18 protein-coding genes are annotated in these 21,986 nt (G+C 41.6%); 9 read left to right on the top strand and 9 right to left on the bottom strand.

Annotated elements, in window-relative coordinates; translation table 11 throughout:
• Positions 1–3: 3 nt before the first annotated feature.
• The 7 genes from AC5590_RS25815 to AC5590_RS25785 all read right to left on the bottom strand — a co-directional run bounded on the left by AC5590_RS25815 (position 4) and on the right by AC5590_RS25785 (position 6,079).
• Positions 4–660: a DUF6753 family protein gene (locus tag AC5590_RS25815; protein WP_169266207.1), complete on the bottom strand. Its 657-nt coding sequence runs from the start codon at positions 658–660 to the stop codon at positions 4–6.
• Between the two features lie 319 nt (positions 661–979).
• A complete protein-coding gene (locus AC5590_RS25810) occupies positions 980–1,786 on the bottom strand; it encodes a hypothetical protein (RefSeq protein ID WP_169266206.1) in 807 nt (268 codons plus the stop codon).
• 5 nt (positions 1,787–1,791) lie between these two features.
• Entirely contained in the window at positions 1,792–2,676 is an 885-nt protein-coding gene (locus tag AC5590_RS25805) for a P-loop NTPase family protein (RefSeq protein ID WP_246163631.1), read from the bottom strand.
• A 731-nt stretch (positions 2,677–3,407) separates the two neighbouring features.
• Positions 3,408–3,533 (bottom strand): hypothetical protein, encoded by a 126-nt coding sequence (locus AC5590_RS25800; protein WP_256379425.1) that lies wholly within the window; start codon positions 3,531–3,533, stop codon positions 3,408–3,410.
• Between the two features lie 334 nt (positions 3,534–3,867).
• A protein-coding gene (locus AC5590_RS25795; RefSeq protein ID WP_169266205.1) for an IS5 family transposase occupies positions 3,868–5,311 on the bottom strand; the annotation gives its coding sequence in 2 pieces (ribosomal slippage) (positions 3,868–5,079 and positions 5,081–5,311; 1,443 coding nt in all).
• Positions 5,312–5,496: 185 nt separating this feature from the next.
• Positions 5,497–5,616: a MerR family transcriptional regulator gene (locus AC5590_RS25790; RefSeq protein WP_248277275.1), complete on the bottom strand. Its 120-nt coding sequence runs from the start codon at positions 5,614–5,616 to the stop codon at positions 5,497–5,499.
• A gap of 61 nt (positions 5,617–5,677) precedes the next feature.
• A complete protein-coding gene (locus AC5590_RS25785; RefSeq protein ID WP_169266203.1) occupies positions 5,678–6,079 on the bottom strand; it encodes a helix-turn-helix transcriptional regulator in 402 nt (133 codons plus the stop codon).
• A gap of 142 nt (positions 6,080–6,221) precedes the next feature.
• Between AC5590_RS25785 and AC5590_RS25780 the strand changes: the two genes are divergently transcribed.
• From AC5590_RS25780 to AC5590_RS25765, 4 genes are all read left to right on the top strand, one after another.
• Entirely contained in the window at positions 6,222–7,304 is a 1,083-nt protein-coding gene (locus AC5590_RS25780) for a ParB/RepB/Spo0J family partition protein (protein ID WP_169266202.1), read from the top strand.
• Positions 7,305–7,478: 174 nt separating this feature from the next.
• Positions 7,479–9,023 carry a helix-turn-helix domain-containing protein gene (locus AC5590_RS25775; protein ID WP_169266201.1) on the top strand — a complete coding sequence of 515 codons (1,545 nt, stop codon included), beginning with the start codon at positions 7,479–7,481 and terminating at the stop codon, positions 9,021–9,023.
• Between the two features lie 460 nt (positions 9,024–9,483).
• On the top strand, positions 9,484–9,624 hold the full coding sequence (locus AC5590_RS25770) for a hypothetical protein (RefSeq protein WP_169266200.1): 141 nt from the start codon (positions 9,484–9,486) through the stop codon (positions 9,622–9,624).
• A gap of 522 nt (positions 9,625–10,146) precedes the next feature.
• Positions 10,147–13,824 carry a beta-propeller domain-containing protein gene (locus AC5590_RS25765; protein WP_169266199.1) on the top strand — a complete coding sequence of 1,226 codons (3,678 nt, stop codon included), beginning with the start codon at positions 10,147–10,149 and terminating at the stop codon, positions 13,822–13,824.
• A gap of 196 nt (positions 13,825–14,020) precedes the next feature.
• Here AC5590_RS25765 and AC5590_RS25760 read toward each other — a convergent pair whose 3' ends face one another.
• Entirely contained in the window at positions 14,021–14,293 is a 273-nt protein-coding gene (locus tag AC5590_RS25760; RefSeq protein WP_339379361.1) for a hypothetical protein, read from the bottom strand.
• Positions 14,294–15,201: 908 nt separating this feature from the next.
• On the opposite strand from AC5590_RS25760, the gene AC5590_RS25755 reads away from it, so the two are divergent.
• The 4 genes from AC5590_RS25755 (at position 15,202) to glf (ending at position 19,559) form a co-directional block, all read left to right on the top strand.
• Entirely contained in the window at positions 15,202–15,807 is a 606-nt protein-coding gene (locus AC5590_RS25755) for a serine acetyltransferase (protein ID WP_169266198.1), read from the top strand.
• Between the two features lie 41 nt (positions 15,808–15,848).
• A complete protein-coding gene (locus AC5590_RS25750) occupies positions 15,849–16,805 on the top strand; it encodes a glycosyltransferase family 2 protein (protein ID WP_169266197.1) in 957 nt (318 codons plus the stop codon).
• Between the two features lie 117 nt (positions 16,806–16,922).
• Positions 16,923–18,104, top strand: a complete 1,182-nt coding sequence (locus tag AC5590_RS25745) for a hypothetical protein (protein WP_248277274.1) — start codon at positions 16,923–16,925, stop codon at positions 18,102–18,104.
• 348 nt (positions 18,105–18,452) lie between these two features.
• Positions 18,453–19,559, top strand: coding sequence for a UDP-galactopyranose mutase (gene glf / locus AC5590_RS25740; protein ID WP_169266196.1), 1,107 nt, complete (start codon positions 18,453–18,455; stop codon positions 19,557–19,559).
• Positions 19,560–19,598: 39 nt separating this feature from the next.
• Here the strand turns inward: glf and AC5590_RS25735 are convergent, their stop codons facing one another.
• Positions 19,599–20,003: a hypothetical protein gene (locus AC5590_RS25735; RefSeq protein ID WP_169266195.1), complete on the bottom strand. Its 405-nt coding sequence runs from the start codon at positions 20,001–20,003 to the stop codon at positions 19,599–19,601.
• A gap of 207 nt (positions 20,004–20,210) precedes the next feature.
• Here AC5590_RS25735 and AC5590_RS25730 point away from each other — a divergent pair, with 207 nt between their 5' ends.
• Positions 20,211–21,845: an alpha-D-glucose phosphate-specific phosphoglucomutase gene (locus AC5590_RS25730; protein WP_169266194.1), complete on the top strand. Its 1,635-nt coding sequence runs from the start codon at positions 20,211–20,213 to the stop codon at positions 21,843–21,845.
• The last annotated feature ends 141 nt before the right edge of the window (positions 21,846–21,986 follow it).

The following is a 21,986-nucleotide window of genomic DNA, read 5'->3' as shown; positions in this document are numbered from 1 at the left end:
CACCTATTTCTTAGTCTTAGCGTTAATTATACAGCCACCTGGGTTCTTACCCTGACGACAGGTTTGAATAATGCCAGCATTATCGGTATAAATCTGTCGGGCATCACGTCCTTCTTTTGATTTAGCCCATTCTAAAAGTTTAGCGTCTTCAGGCTTAAAATTTGTCACAGCAGAAGATTTAGCAGCAGATTGCGATGCTATAGCCATACTAAAAGTCAAAGCCCCTATAGCTGCACCTAACGCCAGGACGCAACCAAAAACAAAACTAATAGTCGCTAAATTAAAGTTATTGACATCAGACAAACCTAACCTAACAAGAATACCTTTCTCACTTTTGAGAGGAGTAGACTTTTGAGTATTCCTTACCAACTCTTCAGCGGCTTTAGCTATTGCAGCCTGCTGCTGAATAATCGCCACTTCAGCCGCATGACTTAATTTGTTATCAACCTTGAGCGTCCAGCCACCTATCACAGTATCAAGCTTGGCAGGTAGCTGCATAATCGCATATTGAGTGGTACCAATCTGTGCCCATAATTTAAACAAAGGGTCCGATGGCTTCATACCCGACTTGGCCATCAACTCTTCTATATACTCTTTCTCTTTCTCTAATTGCTCTTTATTAGAAATATCATCTATGGAAATATTTTTAGTATCGGTCATAAAATTGTCAATGAAAAGGAATCAGAATGTCAGCTAGGAACTCAGAATTACTCCACCCACAAGAACCCCTATCCCCAGAGGGGACCCCGAGTCCCCCAACACCTTGCCATGACTAGGTTTCGTCTTAACGAGCGTGCCAGTCGGGTCTTAAACCCACCTATTCATCCACCCTTCGGGTATGCCTGAGCCTTCGGCACAGCTTCGCTCTCACGGCACGTCTTCGACGTTAGCGTTCAGCGTCTGGTGGAGGAGATACGCAGTCGCGCCCGAGAGCGGGAGACAAGGACTGCGCCGTGCTGTCTCACCAGTCGCACAGGAATCATTCTGACTCCTGGCTCCTGACTTCTGAATTCTTTTTTGATAAACTGGCTTCTTGCTGAGTTAATTCAGTACAGTCTCTTTTCAAGCCTAAATATACTAGAGCAACCTTGTGATCCATAACAGTATCATGAAAATTCTCCATCCAATTAAATACCACCGAGCGATATAATACTTGCATATCTGACTCGGTGGTGATCGCCATCTTGTAAGGTAAATTTGTATCTTCTAAGTCTTGATAAATATAATCTTCAAGCTTAGGCAATATCAGTTCTACTCCCCCTAAGTTATTAATATCTTCCTGGATGTGAGTTCCGTCATAGTACTTAAAAAAATTACTAAAATGTTGATTTTTGACTACTAAATAATCTCCACGATTCCCAAAAATATGATAGAGCGATTGCAAGTATTCTACACAATCTCTGCGGTTGGAAATAGGATGAATAAAAGTAGCACGATAGCCTAAGGAATTCAAATTCTCTAAAAAATATATTTCCTTCTCAAATCGAAAAAAATCCAAGAGATTCTGACCTGGCATATCAGTCAATGCCAAATCAATTTCTGAAAACATCTCCAGTTCGTTTAATAAAAGGTCAGAATCACCTCTATTCAGTCCTAAATGCCTAATATTAAAGCCTAACTTGTCATAGACCGATAGCTTATTAGACAAGTCACCAGGACGGTAACCGTGGTAAAAAGCACGAATATTTAAATCATGCTTCTTATATAATTCCAATAACAATCTAGAAACTGTAGACTTACCAACACGTGAATCACCAATCGTAATGATAAATCGTCTTCTAAACATATAGCTTATGTAGCATCTTGAGCTTTCTCGTCTACGGCATCTTTCTCGCCTTCATCTTCTTTCACAGTATGTGAAAATCCTGACGGCAATTTTTCGCAATTAAAACCCAGCAAGTCATGAGCTGGCTTTAAATATTCTTCAAACTCATCCAACCACGACTTAACTCTTGCCCTGACAGCAATAAGAGAACCAAAATCTTTAGAAGAAGCCTGCCTGAAAGTTAAATCATTTTCATCAATAAAATCATAACAATAATCAATTAAATCAGGCATTAAGACTTCTACTAAACCTTGGTCAAGTAAGGTTTTACGAATAGGAGATGAAGTATAACGACCAAATTTTTCTTGTTCTCCAAAAAATAGGTTTTTAACAACTACATAATCAACTTTGTTGTCACAATAACTATGTAAAGCCTTTAAAATGTTTACAGAGTCACGAAGTCGATTAATAACCGATACCATAGTAACTCTGTAGCCAAGTTCATCTGCCAGCGTCTCAAAGAAAGATAACTCTTTCACAAATAATTCAAAAACTCCGCCCGATTGAGCTGGTAAATCAAGTAAAACTAATGGGAAAGTTTCTGCTTCTAAATCCATTAATAATTGGTCTGCTTTTCCTCTCTCAAAAACATTAATACAACGGACTAAGCCTAGGTTGAATTTTTCATGATGTCGGCGTAATTGATTATTACGCTGGTCAGCATCATAAGCAATACAAAAAAGATTTTTATCAATATAAAGTTGAAGCAAACCTCGTGCAAAAGTACTCTTACCAACACCACCTTTATCACCAGTAACAATTACAAGTCTCTTTGTTTTCTCTTTCTCCTGTTGTTGTTGATTATCTTGATGTTGTTGATTGTCCTGATGTTGTTGATGATTATCAGACATAGGTTTATTCCTTTTAATATTAATACGAGACATATTTAAGAAGCCTTTAAAGAAAATCTTCTCTGAAAGTTAACAATTAATTGAGACAGGCATATTTCAAGCTTTGGCATTGAAATATGCTATCACTTCACAAGACTTCCGTCCTTACACAAACTGTAAGAATTTAGGAGTCAGAATGCTTGTCAAATCAAGAATTGAAACGATAGATATTTTGTGGAAATCATCACCCCAATAGCTGGAAGCTTTGTTTATTCACCGATTCTAGATTCTGAATTCTTACAAAACACTTCCTTCCAACACTCGAATTAAGGAAATGGAAAAATTTCTCGTGTAGTAAAAACCAATTGCTAAATTCGGAATATAAATACTAATCGTCAGCCATAAGTCAAGATAGTTTGCTCAGAAACTACCCTCAGTATCTCAATCCAAACTAGAAAGGAAAACAGATTAATATTTAATTTACTTTCCAACTTTAGTATGAAATGTAAATTAAATAATACTTTATAGATATATAAAATTGTTTTTAAATATCAAATATTAAGTCATTTTTATAAAAAGTGTAATGATAAATAAACTATTAAACTAACTATATTCATTCTTAGCAATTTTCGGAAATGTCTAATAAGGTAACCGTTCAGGGGGGAGTGCCCTTGACGATACCCATTGCCTAATTAGTCGGTGAAACCCAGATATTATATGAATATGAACCCATGTAGATTGAGGCATATTGTTCAAGGCGATCGCTGACCAAGATGAACCCATGCAGATTGAAGAATATAGTCAACACCCCCAGGACTGCTTATCCTCCTTGCGGAAGTTACTTGACTCCCGCTAGATTTTTGCTGCTCGTCACTCATTGATTACCTTTGGAAGTAAAGAAGAAGAATCTTGACCAACGCGTGCGGAGGCAATAGCTTGTGTCATAAACTCCAAAACATTACGACGCTCGTACCTTAGGGTAGTAACCACAGTCATCATTCGCGCAAAAAAAGTACTACCAGCTTGTGTTTGCGTGCCAAAGCTGGTACGTCGCCATATGACAGCAGGACGAATAGCTGGACGAGACTCGACAATAAATAGGGCTTGCTGAAAAAGTCATGAAAAGGCAACAGAAGAATTGACCAAGTAGTCAGACAAGAGCAAATATAAGCTTTTGTTGTCTAAAATGACTCGAAGCATCATTTTCACTAATCAAATCAGTGAAAAAAGACGTGATTTTGAAAGTAGGCATAAAAAGACACAAAAAACCCGTGCAAGCAGGGTAGAAAGATTCATAACTAAAAAAGAAATAGCAATAGAAGTTAAAGAAGTATGAGGAAGTTTAGCCATGACTCTACCAAGGCTAAATCTTCGTTTACCTTGTCCAAACTTACCCTCAATACAATTACGAATCCTTTCGTCTTCTAAAGCTTGTTTCTTTGTTTGTGGACTGACATTTTTGGGTGGTCTTCCCAACGGGGGTCCACTAATTCTAATTCCTCTTTCTTTACACCAAGCTTGATTCTCTCTCGTGCGATAAATTTGATCAACATGAACGGATTCAGGATAATATCCGGTGTAGCTTTTGTAGGCTTCAACTTGTGATTTTAAATCTTTTGATTCGTTAAAATTATCCCAGCTAATATGCTCCAAAAATACATAGCCTTCATAGCAACTGGCTGAAAATTTTGCCCCAAACTCGACATTTTTTCCTGCTTTTCCACGGACAATCGGACGAATATGTGGTTGGCTTAAACTGACGATGCGGTCTTCTATACTCTGTTTTTTATTTTCATATAGCCATAATTGTTGACGATAAATTTCTGCTACTACTAGCAATATCTTATATTGGCTGTTGCTCAAATTTACAAGTGATGCACCCAAATCTATCAACTGCTGAATATGAGCGAAATTTCTTTTCATATATTGCAGTTGTCGTTTGATAGCTTTCCTTCTTTCTTTAATGGTTGGTTTTCTTTTTTTTGCGACTGCTAAATAATTCTTTCTTGCTATCTTCCTATAGGTTCTTGGTTTCTTTATTTTTTTGACTTTCAGGGAGGTATATAAAATATCTATAATTGTTTCTGTTTGCTTTCTGGCTTGATTTAATAATCCGAAATCGGTAGGATAACTTATATCTGCTGGTGCACAACTGGCATCTAATATTAACTTTCCCCGATTTGGAAGCTCCGGCTCACTTTTTGAATCTTCGGTTTCTGACTTTTTTTCTTTGACTACCTCCTCTTTTGTTTCCCTTGCCTGTTTGACTATTTCTTGATTGATTTTATTGACTACGTTTATATCTATTCTTTCTCTAAAGTGAACTAGCATTGAAGCGTCAAATGGTGCTTTCTTACTATAGACTGACATTCCTATAAAGTATTGCAGATAAGGATTCTCCCTTATTTGCTCTACTGTTTCTCGCTTCCCTTATTCCTAATTTTTCTTTGATTATTAATGCTCCCAATGCTATCCTAAATGTTTTAGCTGGTGCCCCTATTTCTTCTGAAAACATCGCTGCGTATTCCGCTTCAAATTCTGACCACGGTATCATTTTCGCCATGATTACCCAGCGGTTATCTGATGCTAGTTGACCCCCAAAGGGTAGTTCAAAGTTTTCTGGGGGTGTTTCTTGTTCTTGCGCTTTGCGATACATTTTCACGCATCCTGGTGCAAGGCTTTTTACCTATCTTACCCTTTTTTCTTGCACCTGCTTCACCTTTTTTCCCCTGACACTCTTTATTCATCTAGGTTTTACATTTATTCAGCAAGCCCTAAATAATTGCATTTACAGGAACACTTTCTTCTTTCAGGTTCTTTACTTGCGCTAAATGCAATTCCTTAGTAAATCCGCTGATTTCCCAGAGTTCTTTCTGGTATTACTCGATTCTCGCTTTCCCATCTCCGTAGTGTAGACGTAGAAACGCCAAGCAGTTTTGCAAACTCCCCTACCTTCCACATCAAAAACTTACTCATACTAAACAAGTATAAGTAAGTTTAACAAAGTTTTTAGCTATTTAATTTAGCTCTTGGCAGCCATCATCTCCATCGTCTCTAACGCTACCTTAGCCACTTGAACAGCAGCCTGAAACGGCAGCATCCGCACCTCTTCTAAAAGCTGCTGAACAGAGCGCGATTGCTGTTGAAGCTCACCATCATTCACACGGTTTACATCTTCATCTGCAACGCTTGATCTCTGTTGTTCTCCTTCTAGATAGACTTGTAGCTGCAACAGGGTCCATCCCTTCAGTTCAGCAATCCTTTCCAGATTATTATCATCAGGCCAAGTGCGCTCTTTCTCCCAATACTGTACAGCCTGATTACTGACACCAAGCAGCTTGGCAAAACTGCGTTGACTTCTTTCACCTCGCAGTTCTTTGAGTAACTCAGCCAACCTTTGTCTTGATGTCTCTCCTACTTGCATCTTCCATACCTCTATCTACTACAAAAATATCACAAATTTTTCCTGAAAACAAATTTTTTACTTGACAAATTGACACTTGACAATAAATAGTAAAATAAAACACGTTAAATAAAACACAGAGTATTAATGAAGTTAGAAGTCAATGTCCACTAGTGAGCAAATTGAAATTCAAGAAGTATCCCTCAATCTTTTAACCCCTCATCCATACTACTTCAGGATTTATGGTGCAAATGAAGATGTATCAGACTTGGTGGAACTTATAGCTGAAAGGAACTGGGTAGAGCCGCTTGTTGTAACTCCAGATTACGTGATTGTTTCAGATCACAGACCTTGGAAGGTGTGTCAAATACTGGGCAAAGATTGTATCCCTGTAGTTTTCAGACAGTTTCCAGACGAGATTGCCCTACTCAAAGCACTACTGCTAGAAAATGCCAGTCGTAAGAAGACCATAGAGCAGAGAATCAAAGAGGGTATGGCTTGGGAATCAATAGAAAAACATAAGGCAAAGCAAAGGCAAGGAAGGCGGACAGACTTGACCAACATTCCGGAAACTTTTCCGGAATGTTCAACAGGAGACTCGCGTGATGCAATCGGTTCACGGATTGGTCTTTCTGGAAGATCCTACTCAAAAGGACGTTCGGTCGTTAAGCGTATCGATTCTTTACTTCAAGAAGGCAACGAGAAGAGGGTCCAGTTTTTGCTGTCAGTTTTGAATAAGAGTATCGATGCTGCCCAGAAGCTACTTCAAATGAGCGTTGCAGAGCAAAATGCGATCGCACAGTTGATAGAGAAAGGCAAAGCTCGCAGCACTACCACAGCCATCCGTATGCTGTGTGAGCAGAGTCAACCAACAGTGCAGGTAAAAACACAGTCCTGTTGGAACTGCCAACATCGATTAGAGTCGATAGACAACCAAAGTATTTACTGCAATAAGTTCGGCATCCTCAACCTGATATACAAATCAGGGGATGAACGTGGTCGAGAGTGCCCAGAGTGGAGAGACAGAACCTCACCACCAGCACCATTGAAAAACCCCACCTGCACGTTCCAAGTCTTACTACCGCTTGAGTGGCAAAACCGACTAGAAGAAACGGCAGCATCAGTCGGCATGGATGCAACTACCTGGATTACTAACCTGATTGGGGCTAGTTTGTATGAAAGCTTGGACTGTCAACAACCCACCACTGATGCTCCGCATACAGTAGGGGCGCTATCAAAGCCCTAGTTGACCCGACGCCTTTTAGGAGCCTAACTTAGGCAAGGTTAAAGAACCTACCAAGAGAAAATACATTTCGGTTTTCAAACTGGTGACATCGTTAAAGCGGTTGTCAGAACTGGCAAGAAGGTAAAGGTACTTACGTTGGTAAAGTGGCAATTCGTTTAGAGCAGGACAAGGTTAATGTCAATAGGGGATAATAAAAAGGATACCAACCCTCAATCTGCATCCTACGAGGTGGAAATTACAGGGTTAAACTTACCGCAGGTGGCTTTTGCCTCCAAGCAGTTCAGGAAACCCAGAAACCTACCTCCAACAAAACCACCGCTATTCACTCACAAGCAGTATGAGATGACCGCAACTAGCGCACCGATTATCAGTGCAACGAGCGCATACCTCAAGCATCCTGACTGGAACGAGTACAGTAATGGTCGCTTTTACTTTCAGAAACCATTCGGAAAAGGGCGCTACATTGAGTTTTACATCCTCAACCAGCAATCGCATCACCCGGAATACATCTGCAACCAAGCTGAACATGAAATTCTCGCTCGATACGGTGTGATGGCAGCACGACTCCATGCGGTGTTTGCAACTTATGCAGCAATGCAGACGGAACCTTGGAAGGAGCCGTTTGTTCTCAAAGGTAGTGAGTTAATTAAGACACTACAAGTTTACAAAACTAAAAAACTGACCAAATCACAAAAACTGAAAGCAATCACTGATTTAGCCTTGGTTGTTGGGACTCTTGGTGCAGTCATCCATTGGTATGAAGGGGAATTAAACCTGTGCGTTAAAGAGCGTAGTCTACTTTGGGTGGTGAGTGTGCAGGAATACGGTCAGCTAAATCTACAGGGTGAGGTGGAATCTCCTTGTGAAGTTGTCATCCGGGTGCAACCAGGTCTTTGGACTTATAACTTCCTTAACCTTAAAGGTGAGCGGGAGAGGAGATCGTTGTATCAGTACGGACTTATACCGAAGCAGATATTCAATATAGATCCACATCGCCAGAAGTTAGCGGCTAGCTTATGCTTGTATATAATTCAGAATAGCCGCGCCCACAAGAGTGGTGTATACACAATCGAGAATTTATTGAGTAAAGTATTACCCGCAGAAGAAATAGAACGGGCAATTGCAGACCGTAGATATGGATGGAAATTGAAAGAATCCGTAGACAACGCTCTACTGGTTTTACGAGATACCCCTGGTTTCAAAATTGAGTTTGATGACAAAACTTATCCTCAATGGCTAAGACCTGTTTGGAATTTGCCAGACGATTTAGCTGAGATACCCACAAAGGAAAGGAACCAGCGCCTTTTAGGGTCAAAGTGGCTCCCTGACCACTACATTGTGAATCACTGGTTTCCAGCATTGGTAATTTTTAAACTGCCAGCCACTATACAAGAACACTTGGACGAATTAGCAACCCATAAAGCTGAGACAGGTCAAAGGATTACTAGGCGTAAAGCCAGAAAATCTGACAAGTTGCTTAATGCTAATCAAGGTGACTCCGACTCTGAGTTCTTACAGAATAAAACTGACCAATCAGTAGCTCTAACTGGGGCTATAGTACAGCAAACAAGGAAAGCCATTCGGATGAGCCAGACAGAACTCGCCCACGCTATGGGTAAAAGTCAAAGTTGGGTGCGTGATATTGAGAACAAGCTGAAAGACCAGGTGATTAAGCCAAAATACGCTCTTAAACTCAAAACTATACTCAGCATATCATAAATATAATGTTGTATTTAATACAAAGCCTGTAGATTGCACTGTGGGCTTTGTTTTTTTGTCGAAACACTAATCCTAGGGGATGGAAAAATTGTGCTTTAGTAGTTTTTGTTTACCAATCGATGCTGACAGTAAAAGCGATTGGGCTACCATAAGTCCACAAGACAGGCTACTTTGTATGCCTGCAGCACGCTGCTTTCAACACGTAGTGTGCGCTTGCGCTTACGAAAAATTATGGAAGGGGCAATAAAGCTAGGGAGTTGATTTTGTAGGAAATGCTCCCAAAACTTTTCAGGCAGTTTTTGTGTCGTCAGCTGAGGCAGAAAATAAGGTTTTTCTTTTGGAGAGCTTAGATTGACCTTCATACTTGCTCAGAGCAAGCCTCAACGTCCAAAAACTGGACTGTTTCCAACGCCTGTTTGATAACTCACTAGATAACAAAAGTTCAGCTGATTTTCTCGCCGTGACATTAACACCCCCTCACCATGACATTGAAGAAGAACTCAGTTGTCAGAACGCAGAACGGGCTAGCGCTCCGCTAACAGAATCACTTTCGTTGGGGATTGGAACCCCAACAGTTATGTCGCCAACGCCAGATCCGTAGGTCGGGAAAACGCGCTTGTGCTCTACTTGGGGAGCCACTGCGTTGGACGGGTTTCCCGGCTTGAAGCAAGTGGCGTGAGACCCCAAGACCGCACTGGCTCCCCTCATTAAGTACTGGCTGCCCTGTAGACGGTGGGGATTTAAACCCCAAGACGAGTCAATGCCAGATACCTACGGAGGGAGACCCTCCTGCAGTACTGGCTCCCCAGTCGTACAGAAGTTCATTCTGAGTTCTGACTCCTGAGTTCTGTTAGCGCAGTGAGGCGCAACCTGTTCTTTTTGTTAACACCCCCTCGCCGTGACATTAACACCCCCTCGCCGTGACATTAACACCCCCTCACCGTGACAAAAGATTTTTAAAATGCTTGATTTTATTAGGGTTACAGCTATTAGTACTTGCCTGATCATTTTTGATCATTTTTGATCGGTTAGTAGTTTTTTAGTAAAAAAAACCAGGGTGGTACTGTAAGGACGCATACAAATTTCGGGTGTGGCAGCATCGAACTCCACACAACAAAAGTCCATGAAACGCCTGTACACTTCCAAACGCCATCCCTGTCCCATCTGCGGTAACAATCACGGCTGCGCCATCCATGCCAATGGCTTAATTGAGTGCTTGCGGAGTTTTAACCAACAGGATGCACCAGCTGGCTATCGTTTCATCAAGCTGCTGCGTAACGATATGGGCGGTTTGTTTGTGAAGGACGATGGCAGTGACTACTCACTAGAATTGGGGCTAAAATTTCGACAGCAACGCTACTCAGTCAATGGTAAAGTCAAAAAGCGGTTAAGTGTAGAGGAACATGATCACCTGTTCCGATTACTGTTACAAAAAACCGTAACAACTCTGAGTACTCAACACTCCTCACATCTCCAACAAAGAAGACAATTAAGTACTGAAGAAATTAACTGGTTAAAAGTATTAGGTTGGCTAAGAACCTGGGAACCAGGTTTGTATGCCCCAATTGGAATAACCGCTGACCTCCCCGGTATATCTCCTGATAGTAAACTATTAGGAATAGAGGGGATAGCTCTAGCAGCCCTCGATCCCGACTTTCAGATCACTGGCTTTCAAATTGCCACTTTACGTACTAACCCCAAATACATCTGGCTAAGTGGTAACAACCAAGGGGGAACCGGACCACAATTACCAAATGGAGAACTACCGCTATTTTGCTGGAAACACCCCGATGCCAAAAAGGTGAAAATAGTAATTCTCTGCGAAGGAGCACTCAAGTCACTATTGACAGCTACTTTCCTATGGCGTTCTGGGCAAACTGATGTCGCTGTCATCGGTACAGCAAGTGCTGCTCACTACGGTGAGAAAACCCTGAAAGATTACCTGAAACGATTACGTCCTAAAGAAATTCGGCTTATGCCCGATGCAGGGACACTACTCAATCCCCATATTGCTAAAGCATCGGAGCAAACCCTACAACGCTGCTGTAAATGGAGATATCGGTTGACTGTGGGTAATTGGGGACAATTAGAAACCAAAGAACACCCGGATATCGACGAATTACTCGCAGCTGGTCGTCAAAATGAAATTAAACTGATTACCACTGCTGCTTACTTTAACCATTGCCATATCCATAACCAAATCAGGAAGCTACTCAAACAGAATTCATTCCATCAAGTAGAGGACAAGGTAATTGAGTTACAGCCCCTGGAACACTCCATAGACAACCTGGATTTCATTCGCCAGTATGCCACAGGTATTGAATACTGTCGCAAAGGTGGATATCAGGTAGTCGTAGTTTGGAACGATACAACCATCACACCAGAAGATTTCTTTGCTCTGTGTTCAGAAGAAGTCCAGAAAGCTCTTGCTGATGTAAACAAAGAGTGGGGAATGCTCTACAAACTTAAGCTTTGGTTCGGGCGGATGGTAGAGCGTTATCGACCGAAAAACGGTTTTGGCAACTCATATTCTGCACAACGAACAGTTAAGAAAAGTTTGGAGAAGGAAGAAAATGCCAGTACAATTGAGTACAAACCAGGAAAATTACCCAGATGGGGTGATTTTGAACATCCACCCAGAATTGTCTTTAAGAAAGGTCAACGGTTACAAGTTTACTCTGAAGCGATCGCTGCTGGATGGAAACATATCTTAGACAAAAGTCCCACTGGAACATTCAAAAGCCATGATGTAGGAATTGCTACTCCAGACGCTTTAGGAGTTGACAAGCTATGGTATTTTACTCTTCATGCTAGAAACGTTACCACAGATACTGTCGAGCACAATTATAAATATTTGGACGTTCGCAATGGCGGGATGGTGTGGGACTCTACACCCAATGGAAAACAATATCTCAGATGGCCCAAAAATAGAGAAATTCCTGACACAACTGGTAACTGCCATCGCAGTTCTGTCTTTACAGCCTTACAGAACAAGAATATCTCAATTTACTCAGGTGTAGATAATCCTGTTTGCACTACTTGCCATTTACTCGAAGCTTGTCGTTCGAGTACGGGTGCTGGGTTTGGATATCGGTTTTTACGACGAGAGACTTTGAAGTCCGACCGTATCCGCGCACATCCTGATAGTGCTCCCGATACTGATAACTTCGACTGGTCAAGTTGTGGTATCATTTGGGATGAAGCAATGCGGACAGTGCAACCTATTAGTGCGATCGCCTCCAGCGTTCAAGACTTAGACCAGGTCATAGCAAAATTAACTGTTTATCATCCAGAAATTAATATAAAGTTACAGTCAGTGTGGATGGTACTACGCCAATGCCTGACAGGGGAAGTTAAACAACCTCACTATGGCTGGAATGATGCTGCAGTTCGGGAGATGCTTGGTGAACCACCAGATAATTTGGATGAAATCATTGCTGTAGCAATGGAGGTTTTAGATCCCGACTTGGAATCACTTTTTAATACAACCAAGGAGTATTCGGTAAACCTCAGTGATTTGCCTGGGACATTACGAAAACGTTTTAACAATAAGAACTTTGAACTAATACAGAAAATTCAACAAGATTTTTCTATGTATTGGTTTATACCCTTTATGCAAGTATGGGATCAACGAATTCCTGGTGCTTTGCGCCTTTCTCAAGGTCAGTTACTGATTTCAACTCGTAATGAAAGATACTCATTAATAGCATCAGGTGCTGCATGGAACATTTATTTAGATGCGACAGCTGATGTTGAGTATTTATCTTGGTGGATGGGTATTTCAGCCGAAGAGATTTTAACAATTGAACAAGAAGTACCAATCAGCAAGAATCTAAAAATCGTTCAAATAACGGGACTAGGACAAGTTTCTAAAAATCGCAGTTCACATTGCCAAAACAGAGTCAATGCACTCCGCCAGGAGTTACTGGTACGTCATCCTAATATAAAATTCATTGATTTTGTGAAGTTCTGTGAAGAAGGTGATGGTGGATGGTTCAGAGATAGTCGAGGCTCAAATGATTTTCAACAGGTGACTGTCTTAGCGAGTTTCGGTATTCCCTACCAAAATATCGGCTCTTTAGAAGCGCTTTATCTTACTTTACGTAAAAACAATTTGACTTCCAAAGAAATTTCTGATTCGCAAGGGTTTCATTGCTTTGTAGATTGGGCAACACAAGCTGAGATTAAGCAGGGTATAGGACGTTTACGAGCGCACAATCGAACGCAAGAACAACTTTACTTCTACTTCTGTGCTGACTATGACCTTAGCTTTCTAGAGCAGGAAGTAGAGTGTGTTAATGCTGCTGATATTACCATTGAAGCTGGTTCATTAGATGAAAAATCTTGGTGGAAAATCAAGCAATCCGTTAAGGAACTTTGGGAGACGGGACAAAAAGTTACTCAATCAACAGTTGAGGCTGTTTCCGGTATTAGCCAGGGTTACATCTCTAAGTTAGCGAGCGAATTTGGTGGGAATTGGAAACAGTGGCTAAAAATATTCCTATCGCTATTAGAGACTGATAATAGCGATAGGAATAATTTGGAATCCCAGTCATGTGCTTTAAGGGAAGAAGCTAATTCAGTTGGATGTGATGTCACACCGTTGTTGACGAATGACAAATCTCATGTTGGTTTGTTGTCCCAGATATGTTCTTGGTATAAAAATTTAGATGAGCAGTACTCGAAATGGATTTTAGAAACGACTAGCTTGAAAGTACAGGTGAGAATTATTACTGCTTTACTTTCGATATTACCATTACCGTGGCATCAAGAGTTTTTCGGGCAGATCACTGGCGTGTGATACGTTGGGTGAGCATGGGACTGGCTGGAATCTGATAGCTTGCTGCCGCGTTGCCATAGCTGATTCGACATCCCTTGGTACGAACTTTAACGCTTAGAGATAACGGCTACTCTTGCTTAAGGAGTGGTCTGGGGTAGTCCGTATTACTACGGTTTGTTACGGTCTATACCGTTTTGGTAACTACCTTGTTCCAAATTTATTGCTCGCTGCGAGCCAATTGACTAATGCACTTCAGTATACGTAGGACATTATATAATTCGTTTCCTCTGTTGCGTACATCAAAAATATCTGAAGTGGCATAGCGAGGCGGATTGCCTTTGACGAGTTTAATGAATATAAAACTGCCACCAGATGTAATCATGCCAAAAACTTCTTCCTGTGATTGGGGAACGGCTAGCATATACGCTAAAATCTGGTCAAGTCCTGCCTCTACAGAATAAGCCACCTGTTTTGACTCAATAACTGTCACGGGGTCTTACACGTAAAAATTCTGCCAGCCTTGGTAAGATTTATCTGGAAGCCCCCACGTTTACGCGTGGTAATAAGGCTGGCAGAATTTTAGGGGACAATGCGTCATCTTTTCAAGCATTTTTGCAAAAGCTCCAGTCTTTTAGACTGCGGTGACAAAGTGGGTTTGGAAAAAAGTCGCTTTTCAAAAATGATTTGCTATTACATCTATAGCTCCTGGTAAATTTGGTTAAATTTCTATGAAATAATTATTCAATTCAGGAAACATTTTTTTCATTCTATCAACCTCTCTTATCTTAAGAGAAGTCCTGAAACAAAATATAGCAAATTGAAAACAAAAATCAATCATCTGGGTATCAGTAAAATGTTTAGTTTGTAACTTGACTAATATAAATATTTTAGTAAACTATATATTATGAATAAAAATTCATATATTCAAATTCACTAATAGGCTTATACAAAAAGCACAAAAAACTGCTTATTATCATTGCTGAGTAGCTAATAAAACGCTCAATAATGCTTGATAAGGACAGCGAAACCTCCTCAAAGTATAAAGTATAAAGTATAAAAGATGAAGACTACATACAATCTTCTGAAATTTATACTTCATCATTACGGCTAAAATTTGTTCAAACGGTAGCTCGAAATATATTGTCAAACAAGGCAAAAATAACACGACAAAGAGTGTTAGTAGCTTAAAGTTCTGTGTGCTGAAGGAGTAAGCCTTAACTTTTTAGTACAGGACGAAGGAAATAAAGCTACCATACCCTGCGATAAGCCCCTACGCGTCTACAAGGAGCGAAAAGCTTGTTATGTAAATTTATTAACTTTTGACTTGGCAAAAATTAGGTAGTTCAAATAGAAACACGTGGAAAAGTTCCTATTTTTAGAGTCATCAGAGGTCAAAGAATGATAAAGATTATTAATTACATGCTACAAGATTGGCAAGTAAATAAAGAAACAAGCTCCAAATCACGTTTCATCTTATTGATGTTTAGATCTACACAAATACTTGGTAATCTGCCCGTACCTTTTTCTTTTTTTTCTAAGTTTTATAGACTTTTATATCAGTTTTTAATTGAGTGGATATTAGGAGTTGACTTACCTTGGGATACACAAGTTGGACAAAATTTAAAGCTATTTCATTGTCACGGTTTGGTCGTCAATCATGAAACAATAATAGGTATGAATTGTATTTTGAGGCATTCAACCACTATTGGAAATAAGATGCTGCAAGATGGTACACCCAGTGGCTCTCCAAAAATTGGAAATAACGTAGAAATAGGTTCCAATGTTGTGATTCTCGGACCGATTACAGTTGGGGATAATGCTGTGATTGGAGCTGGTTCTGTTGTGGTGAAAGACGTTCCTAATCGTAGCGTGGTTGTAGGGAATCCAGCAAGAGTTATTCGCACACTCAACACCCCTTTGTCTTTGATGAACAACGAATTACACCAAGCTTCAGAACTGACATCAGTATCAAATCACTCTAATACCGATAATCTGTATAAATAATTTACTATTTTTGATTAGCAAAATGCTGAGGAATATCGAAAATGGTCAAAGTTTCTGTTGTTATTCCGGCTTATAATGCGATGACCTACCTCCCTGAAACTGTGGAGAGTATTCTGAAGCAGACCTTTAGTGATTTTGAAGTATTAATTATTAATGATGGTAGCGCAGACAACATTGTTGAATGGGTTTCTCAGCTAGTAGATCCACGAGTGAAACTGATTTCCCAAACAAATCAGGGCGTACCATTAGCACGCAACACAGGTATTGCTAATGCTCAAGGAGAGTATATAGCATTCTTGGACGCTGATGATTTGTGGGAGCCGACCATGCTAGAAAAACAAGTGGGTTGTCTGGAAAATAATCCAGCAGTAGGCTTGGTTCATACTTGGATGGCTGTCATTGATGCACAAAGTCAGCCTACAGGTAGAGTCATGATTTCAAATGCTGAAGGTGATGTCTGGAAACAACTAGTTGTACAAAATACAGTACCTTCCTCTTCAGTCATGGTTCGTCGTGGTTGTTTTGACACTGTTGGGGGATTTGACCCAAATTTACGCAATATTGATGATTGGGATATGTGGATTCGCATTGCTGCTCGTTATCCCTTTGCAGTAATCAAAGAACCTTTAATGCACTATCGAATGCACCTAAACAATATGACCAAAAACTGGCAAGTGGTGGAAGAAGCTTTTGAGATGATTATTGAGAAAGCATTCCGCAGTGCACCCCCCGAACTACTGTATTTAAAAAGCCGAAGCTACGGTCATGCCAACATGTTTTTAGCTTGGAAAGCCGTACAAAGTGGTAATAGAAACTACAAGAAGGCGATTCATTTTCAGGAACAAGCGATCGCCCACTTCCCTTTGCTACGTTTCTCGCGCGAGTACTTTCGCTTGAGTTTGGCGATCGCAATGCTGCAATGGTTCGGCTCTAACGCTTACACTAAAATACTGTCGCTACTTTACGCTTTGCGCCGACGCATATTAAGTCTTACCTAACAACACCGCACTTTTTGGATCAAGTGACTACAAAATATCGAACACTGGTCTTTATAACTTGACATGCGTATTGGCAAACTATCCTAGTTGTTGTTAGCAGTAAAGGAGCATACTCACTTGACGATCAACAAAGCTCGTAAATATACGAGATTTTTACGACAACTAGGGCAAAACAAGCGTCACTTAAGCAATGTAACGCGGGTTTTCTTAACGATATTTTTGGTTAGCTTGCTCTCGTTTCTAAGTTATGGTTCTAGCACCGGCATTATGAGTATGAGCCAGAACACCAACCACATTGCCAAATCTACCACAACTCAGGGCAAACGCGACAAATGGCTGTGGCCTTTCGCATCCAATTCAATATGGAATATGCCGATTGGTTCCCGCGCAGTTTATCGACCAGCAAATATTCAACAGGCAAAAAATGCCTTAGCAGATGAGGAATACTTCTACAAACTCAAAAGCAGCGATCCCCAACGTCCAGTTTACAGTCCTGGCAATTTTGGACCTGGACGCTGTAAAGGGACTCAATCTATGGGAATTTCACTACCAGTGCCAGACAACTTGATTGTTCCAGATGCCACAAGTCAGCCATATTATACACCCAACAACGCCTCAGCCTTTCTCATGCCCGATGGTAAAACTCTTGAGCAGTTTGAACCACTAGCACGCTGTACAGCAGGAGGATCTGTTCATGGGTGGCGTAACCCTTGGGGTGGCGTTGATATTTATGGTGACGGTATCAAAGGTGGACACCTCGGTTCGGGTCTCTCTTCTATTGGTGGATCTATTCGCAAAGGTGAACTCACAAAAAATCAACCCATCCGCCATGCACTAAAAGTTGTTATCTGGGGAGAAAAATACCTTCACTACTCTCGTACTGTTCCAGGATATCGTTGGCCTGCCTACATTGCCGACAATAACGCCGCCAATCAATATCATGGTACTAACCCCAAATTAGTACAAGGGACACTCTTGGCAATTCCACCCAATGTCACTGCAGCAAAATTAAAACTGCAAACACCAGCAGCTCAAAAGCTGTTTCGAGCATTACAAGACTATGGTGCTTACGTTGTTGATGATGCAGGTTGGGACGCACATTACTTATGTCTAGAAAAAGGAGTTCTTGAAGAATTCCGGGCTACTTATGGTTATGACTTTCAAACTACTAGTGGGAAATTTTACGACGACTTTATGAAATTATTTAAAGCACTTTACATCGTCGATAACAACGCGCAAAAAAATGTCGGTGGAGGTGGAACTCCACGAGTTTCCTTAGCACCCCCCATCGGTAACTGACTTTCTCAAAGGAAAGAGAAATAAGCATTTTCATGGGTTTACGGTAACTCATGATTTACAAATAGGACTTAGGCAAAGTTATGGAAAAACGAACCACAAAGAACGCAAAGGACACGAAGAAAAGAGGTTAAGAAGAATTTTTGCGTAAGTCCTGGCAAATAAAAGTTGATACGCACGTTGCATTCATACAGAAAATTTTCCCTTTCCCTCTCCCTATCTCTTCCTCTGTGTCCTCTGCGCCTCTGCGGTTTTTTTATTCTTTCTCAATACAACGCGCGTATGACCTGAGCTTGCAAATTATTGCTTCTGTTTATAGATATCCAAATACAAAAAAGGTGGAATACTTAAATGTTCGATTACTTAATTGTTGGCGCAGGATTCGCTGGAAGCGTCCTTGCCGAAAGACTAGCAAGTCAGTCTGGAAAAAAAGTTCTGATTGTTGACAAACGTCCTCATATTGGCGGCAATGCCTACGATCACTACGATGATTCAGGCATACTCGTACACAGATACGGTCCCCACATCTTTCACACCAACTCCCGCGAAGTCTTTGAGTATCTTTCGTTCTTCACCGAGTGGCGACCTTATGAACACCGCGTTCTGGCTAGCGTAGATGGTCAACTTGTGCCCATCCCAATCAACCTTGACACCGTCAATCGGTTATACGGATTGAATCTCACCGCGTTCCAACTGGAGGAGTTCTTCGCTTCAGTCGCTGAACAAAAAGACTACATCCGCACCTCAGAAGATGTGGTGGTGAGCAAAGTTGGTCGAGAATTGTACGAGAAATTTTTCCGTGGCTACACCCGTAAGCAATGGGGACTCGATCCATCAGAACTCGACAGATCAGTCACCGCCCGTGTACCTACTCGTACAAACCGCGACGATCGCTATTTCACAGACACTTATCAAGCAATGCCTCTACATGGTTATACGCGGATGTTTGAGAAGATGTTGTCTCACCCCAACATCAAGATTATGCTTAACACCGATTATCGGGAGATTCAAGAGGCAATCGCCTACCGCGAAATGATCTACACTGGTCCCATCGACGAGTTCTTCGATTACTGCTATGGCAAACTTCCCTACCGTTCCCTAGAATTCAAGCATGAAACGCTAAACAAACCTGTGCATCAGCCTGCACCAGTGATAAATTACCCGAACGAACATCCATACACCCGCGTCACCGAGTTCAAGTACCTGACGGGACAGGAACACCTTAAAACTAGTATTGTCTACGAGTACCCGCAAGCGGAAGGAGATCCTTACTACCCCATACCGCGCCCAGAAAATGCTGAACTCTACAAACAATATAAGGCACTCGCTGACGCAACCCCAAGCGTAAGTTTCGTGGGACGGTTGGCAACCTACAAGTATTACAACATGGATCAAGTTGTGGCTCAAGCACTCGCAATTTATTCTCAGCTTGTTCAACGGGTACTCATCAAGATTTAACTTATCCGCTGACTATCAAAACACCAACCCGTAGGAGTGTCAACGTATATACACCCGTTGACCTCTGTATCTGTTGTTGTATCGTCTGACTGGTTGAACACGATATCGCCGAACTGGTCGATACACTCGTTGAACACGCGATCGCCGAATTGGTCGAACACGATATCGCCGACGAGGTCCGATTATGATTGTTCTGCGAACTCGGGATCGTCTGTTATATCTTTGAGCAACGACTAAGGGTTGCTCTCCAACTGTATTTATCTCTGGTTCTGAACTTTGCTGTCCAGAACCATTGTTGAAATGGTTCTCATTTAACTGAGCTGCTTGAACAGATAAAGACGGAGAACCTACAGCAAACACCAATATCGCTGTGGTGAATAACTTCTGTATCCCTTTTGCCTGGAAAATAGGAAGGTAAGACAGGAAAAATTTATTATTAGCCATTGTGAATCTCTTTATTAGGCGAGATACCTAAACATATCGCTAGTTGACACTTTTGCGGAAGCTAGCTTAAGTAAGATTCAAGCCACAGGAGATTCAACCAGAAGAAAGAAATTAAAACTTAACTAGAGGTTGTTGCAGCAACATCTGCTTAAGTAGTGTTAGGACTATCAAGCAATTCTTGTTGTTAACTCTGCCTCAAATATCGCGATGGTTAGCAAAACTATACAAACCCAACCGTTTACCGACCAAAAACCAGGTACTTCTGGACTCAGAAAGAAAGTCTCAGTCTTCCAGAAGCCTCATTACTTGGAAAACTTTGTCCAGTCAATCTTTGACAGCCTGGAAGGATATCAAGGCAAAACTTTGGTTGTAGGAGGCGATGGTCGTTACTACAATCGTCAAGCAATTCAAATTATCCTGAAAATGGCAGCCGCTAATGGCTTTGGGCGAGTGCTCGTCGGTCAAGGCGGTGTTCTTTCTACCCCGGCAACTTCAGCCATTATTCGCAAGTATGACACATTTGGTGGTATAATCCTCTCTGCCAGTCACAATCCAGGTGGTCCAGATGGAGACTTTGGTATAAAGTACAATATTAGCAATGGTGGACCGGCTCCAGAAAAAGTCACGGAAGCCATTTATAGTCGTAGTAAAGAGATTGAGAGCTACAAGATTGTTGAGGCTCCTGATGTTAATCTTGATACTTTAGGAGAGTTCAAGGTCGGCGATATGCCGGTGGAGGTGATTGATTCTGTCGCAGACTATGCAGAATTAATGCAGTCACTGTTTGATTTTGACCGCATCCGCCAACTGGTGACCAATGGAAAGTTCCGTATGTGTATTGACTCGTTGCATGCTGTGACTGGTCCTTATGCTCATAATATATTTGAGGAACGTTTGGGCGCACCGTCGGGAACTGTCACGAATGGTAAACCCTTAGAAGACTTTGGCGGTGGACATCCTGATCCCAACCTTGTTTATGCTCATGATTTGGTAGAAATTCTGTTTGGGAACAATGCGCCTGACTTTGGTGCTGCTTCCGATGGAGATGGCGATCGCAACATGATTCTCGGACGCCAATTCTTCGTCACTCCTAGCGATAGCTTAGCCATTTTAGCAGCAAATGCGAAATTAGTTCCTGGCTATAGCTCAGGTTTGGCAGGTATCGCCCGCTCTATGCCTACGAGTCAAGCACCAGACCGTGTGGCAAAACAACTCGGTATTGAGTGTTATGAAACTCCCACAGGCTGGAAGTTTTTTGGTAATCTGTTAGATGCAGATAGAGCAACCCTTTGCGGTGAGGAGAGTTTTGGCACAGGTTCCAACCATATCCGCGAGAAAGATGGACTTTGGGCAGTGTTGTTCTGGCTGAATATTCTCGCAGTACGGAAACAATCAGTAGAGCAGATTGTTACAGAACATTGGCAAACCTACGGGCGTAATTATTACTCGCGTCATGATTATGAAGAAGTCGATAGCGATCGCGCCAACACTCTCATAACAAGTGTGCGTGCTATGCTGCCAACACTTAAAGGAAAGCGGTATGGTTCCTATGAAGTTGAGTACGCTGACGACTTCAGTTACACCGACCCAATAGATGGTAGCATCAGTCAAAAGCAAGGAGTTCGCATTGGCTTCACCGATGGTTCGCGCATTGTCTTCCGGCTATCAGGTACAGGTACACAAGGCGCAACACTCAGGTTATATCTAGAAAGCTACGAACCCGACTCCGCAAAGCAGAATCTTGATCCACAAGAAGCACTAGCGGAACTGATCACGATTGCAGATGATATTGCCCAGATTCATAAGTTGACTGGCATGGATAAGCCAACTGTGATTACCTGATATTAGAAGAAACCTCACCCTCGCTCTTAACGGCGCTAAAATCTTTCCCTCTCCTTATAAAGGAGAGGGATGCCCGACAGGGCAGGGTGAGGTGAGACCAGCGCTGCGGGAGGGTTTCCCTCCGGAGCCACTTCTGTGCGG

This window comes from Brasilonema octagenarum UFV-OR1, from assembly GCF_963888615.1.
GTDB classification, from domain to species: domain Bacteria; phylum Cyanobacteriota; class Cyanobacteriia; order Cyanobacteriales; family Nostocaceae; genus Brasilonema; species Brasilonema sennae.
The sequence above is the reverse complement of the archived record's forward strand: the minus strand, read 5'-3'. Positions and strand labels throughout refer to the sequence as shown.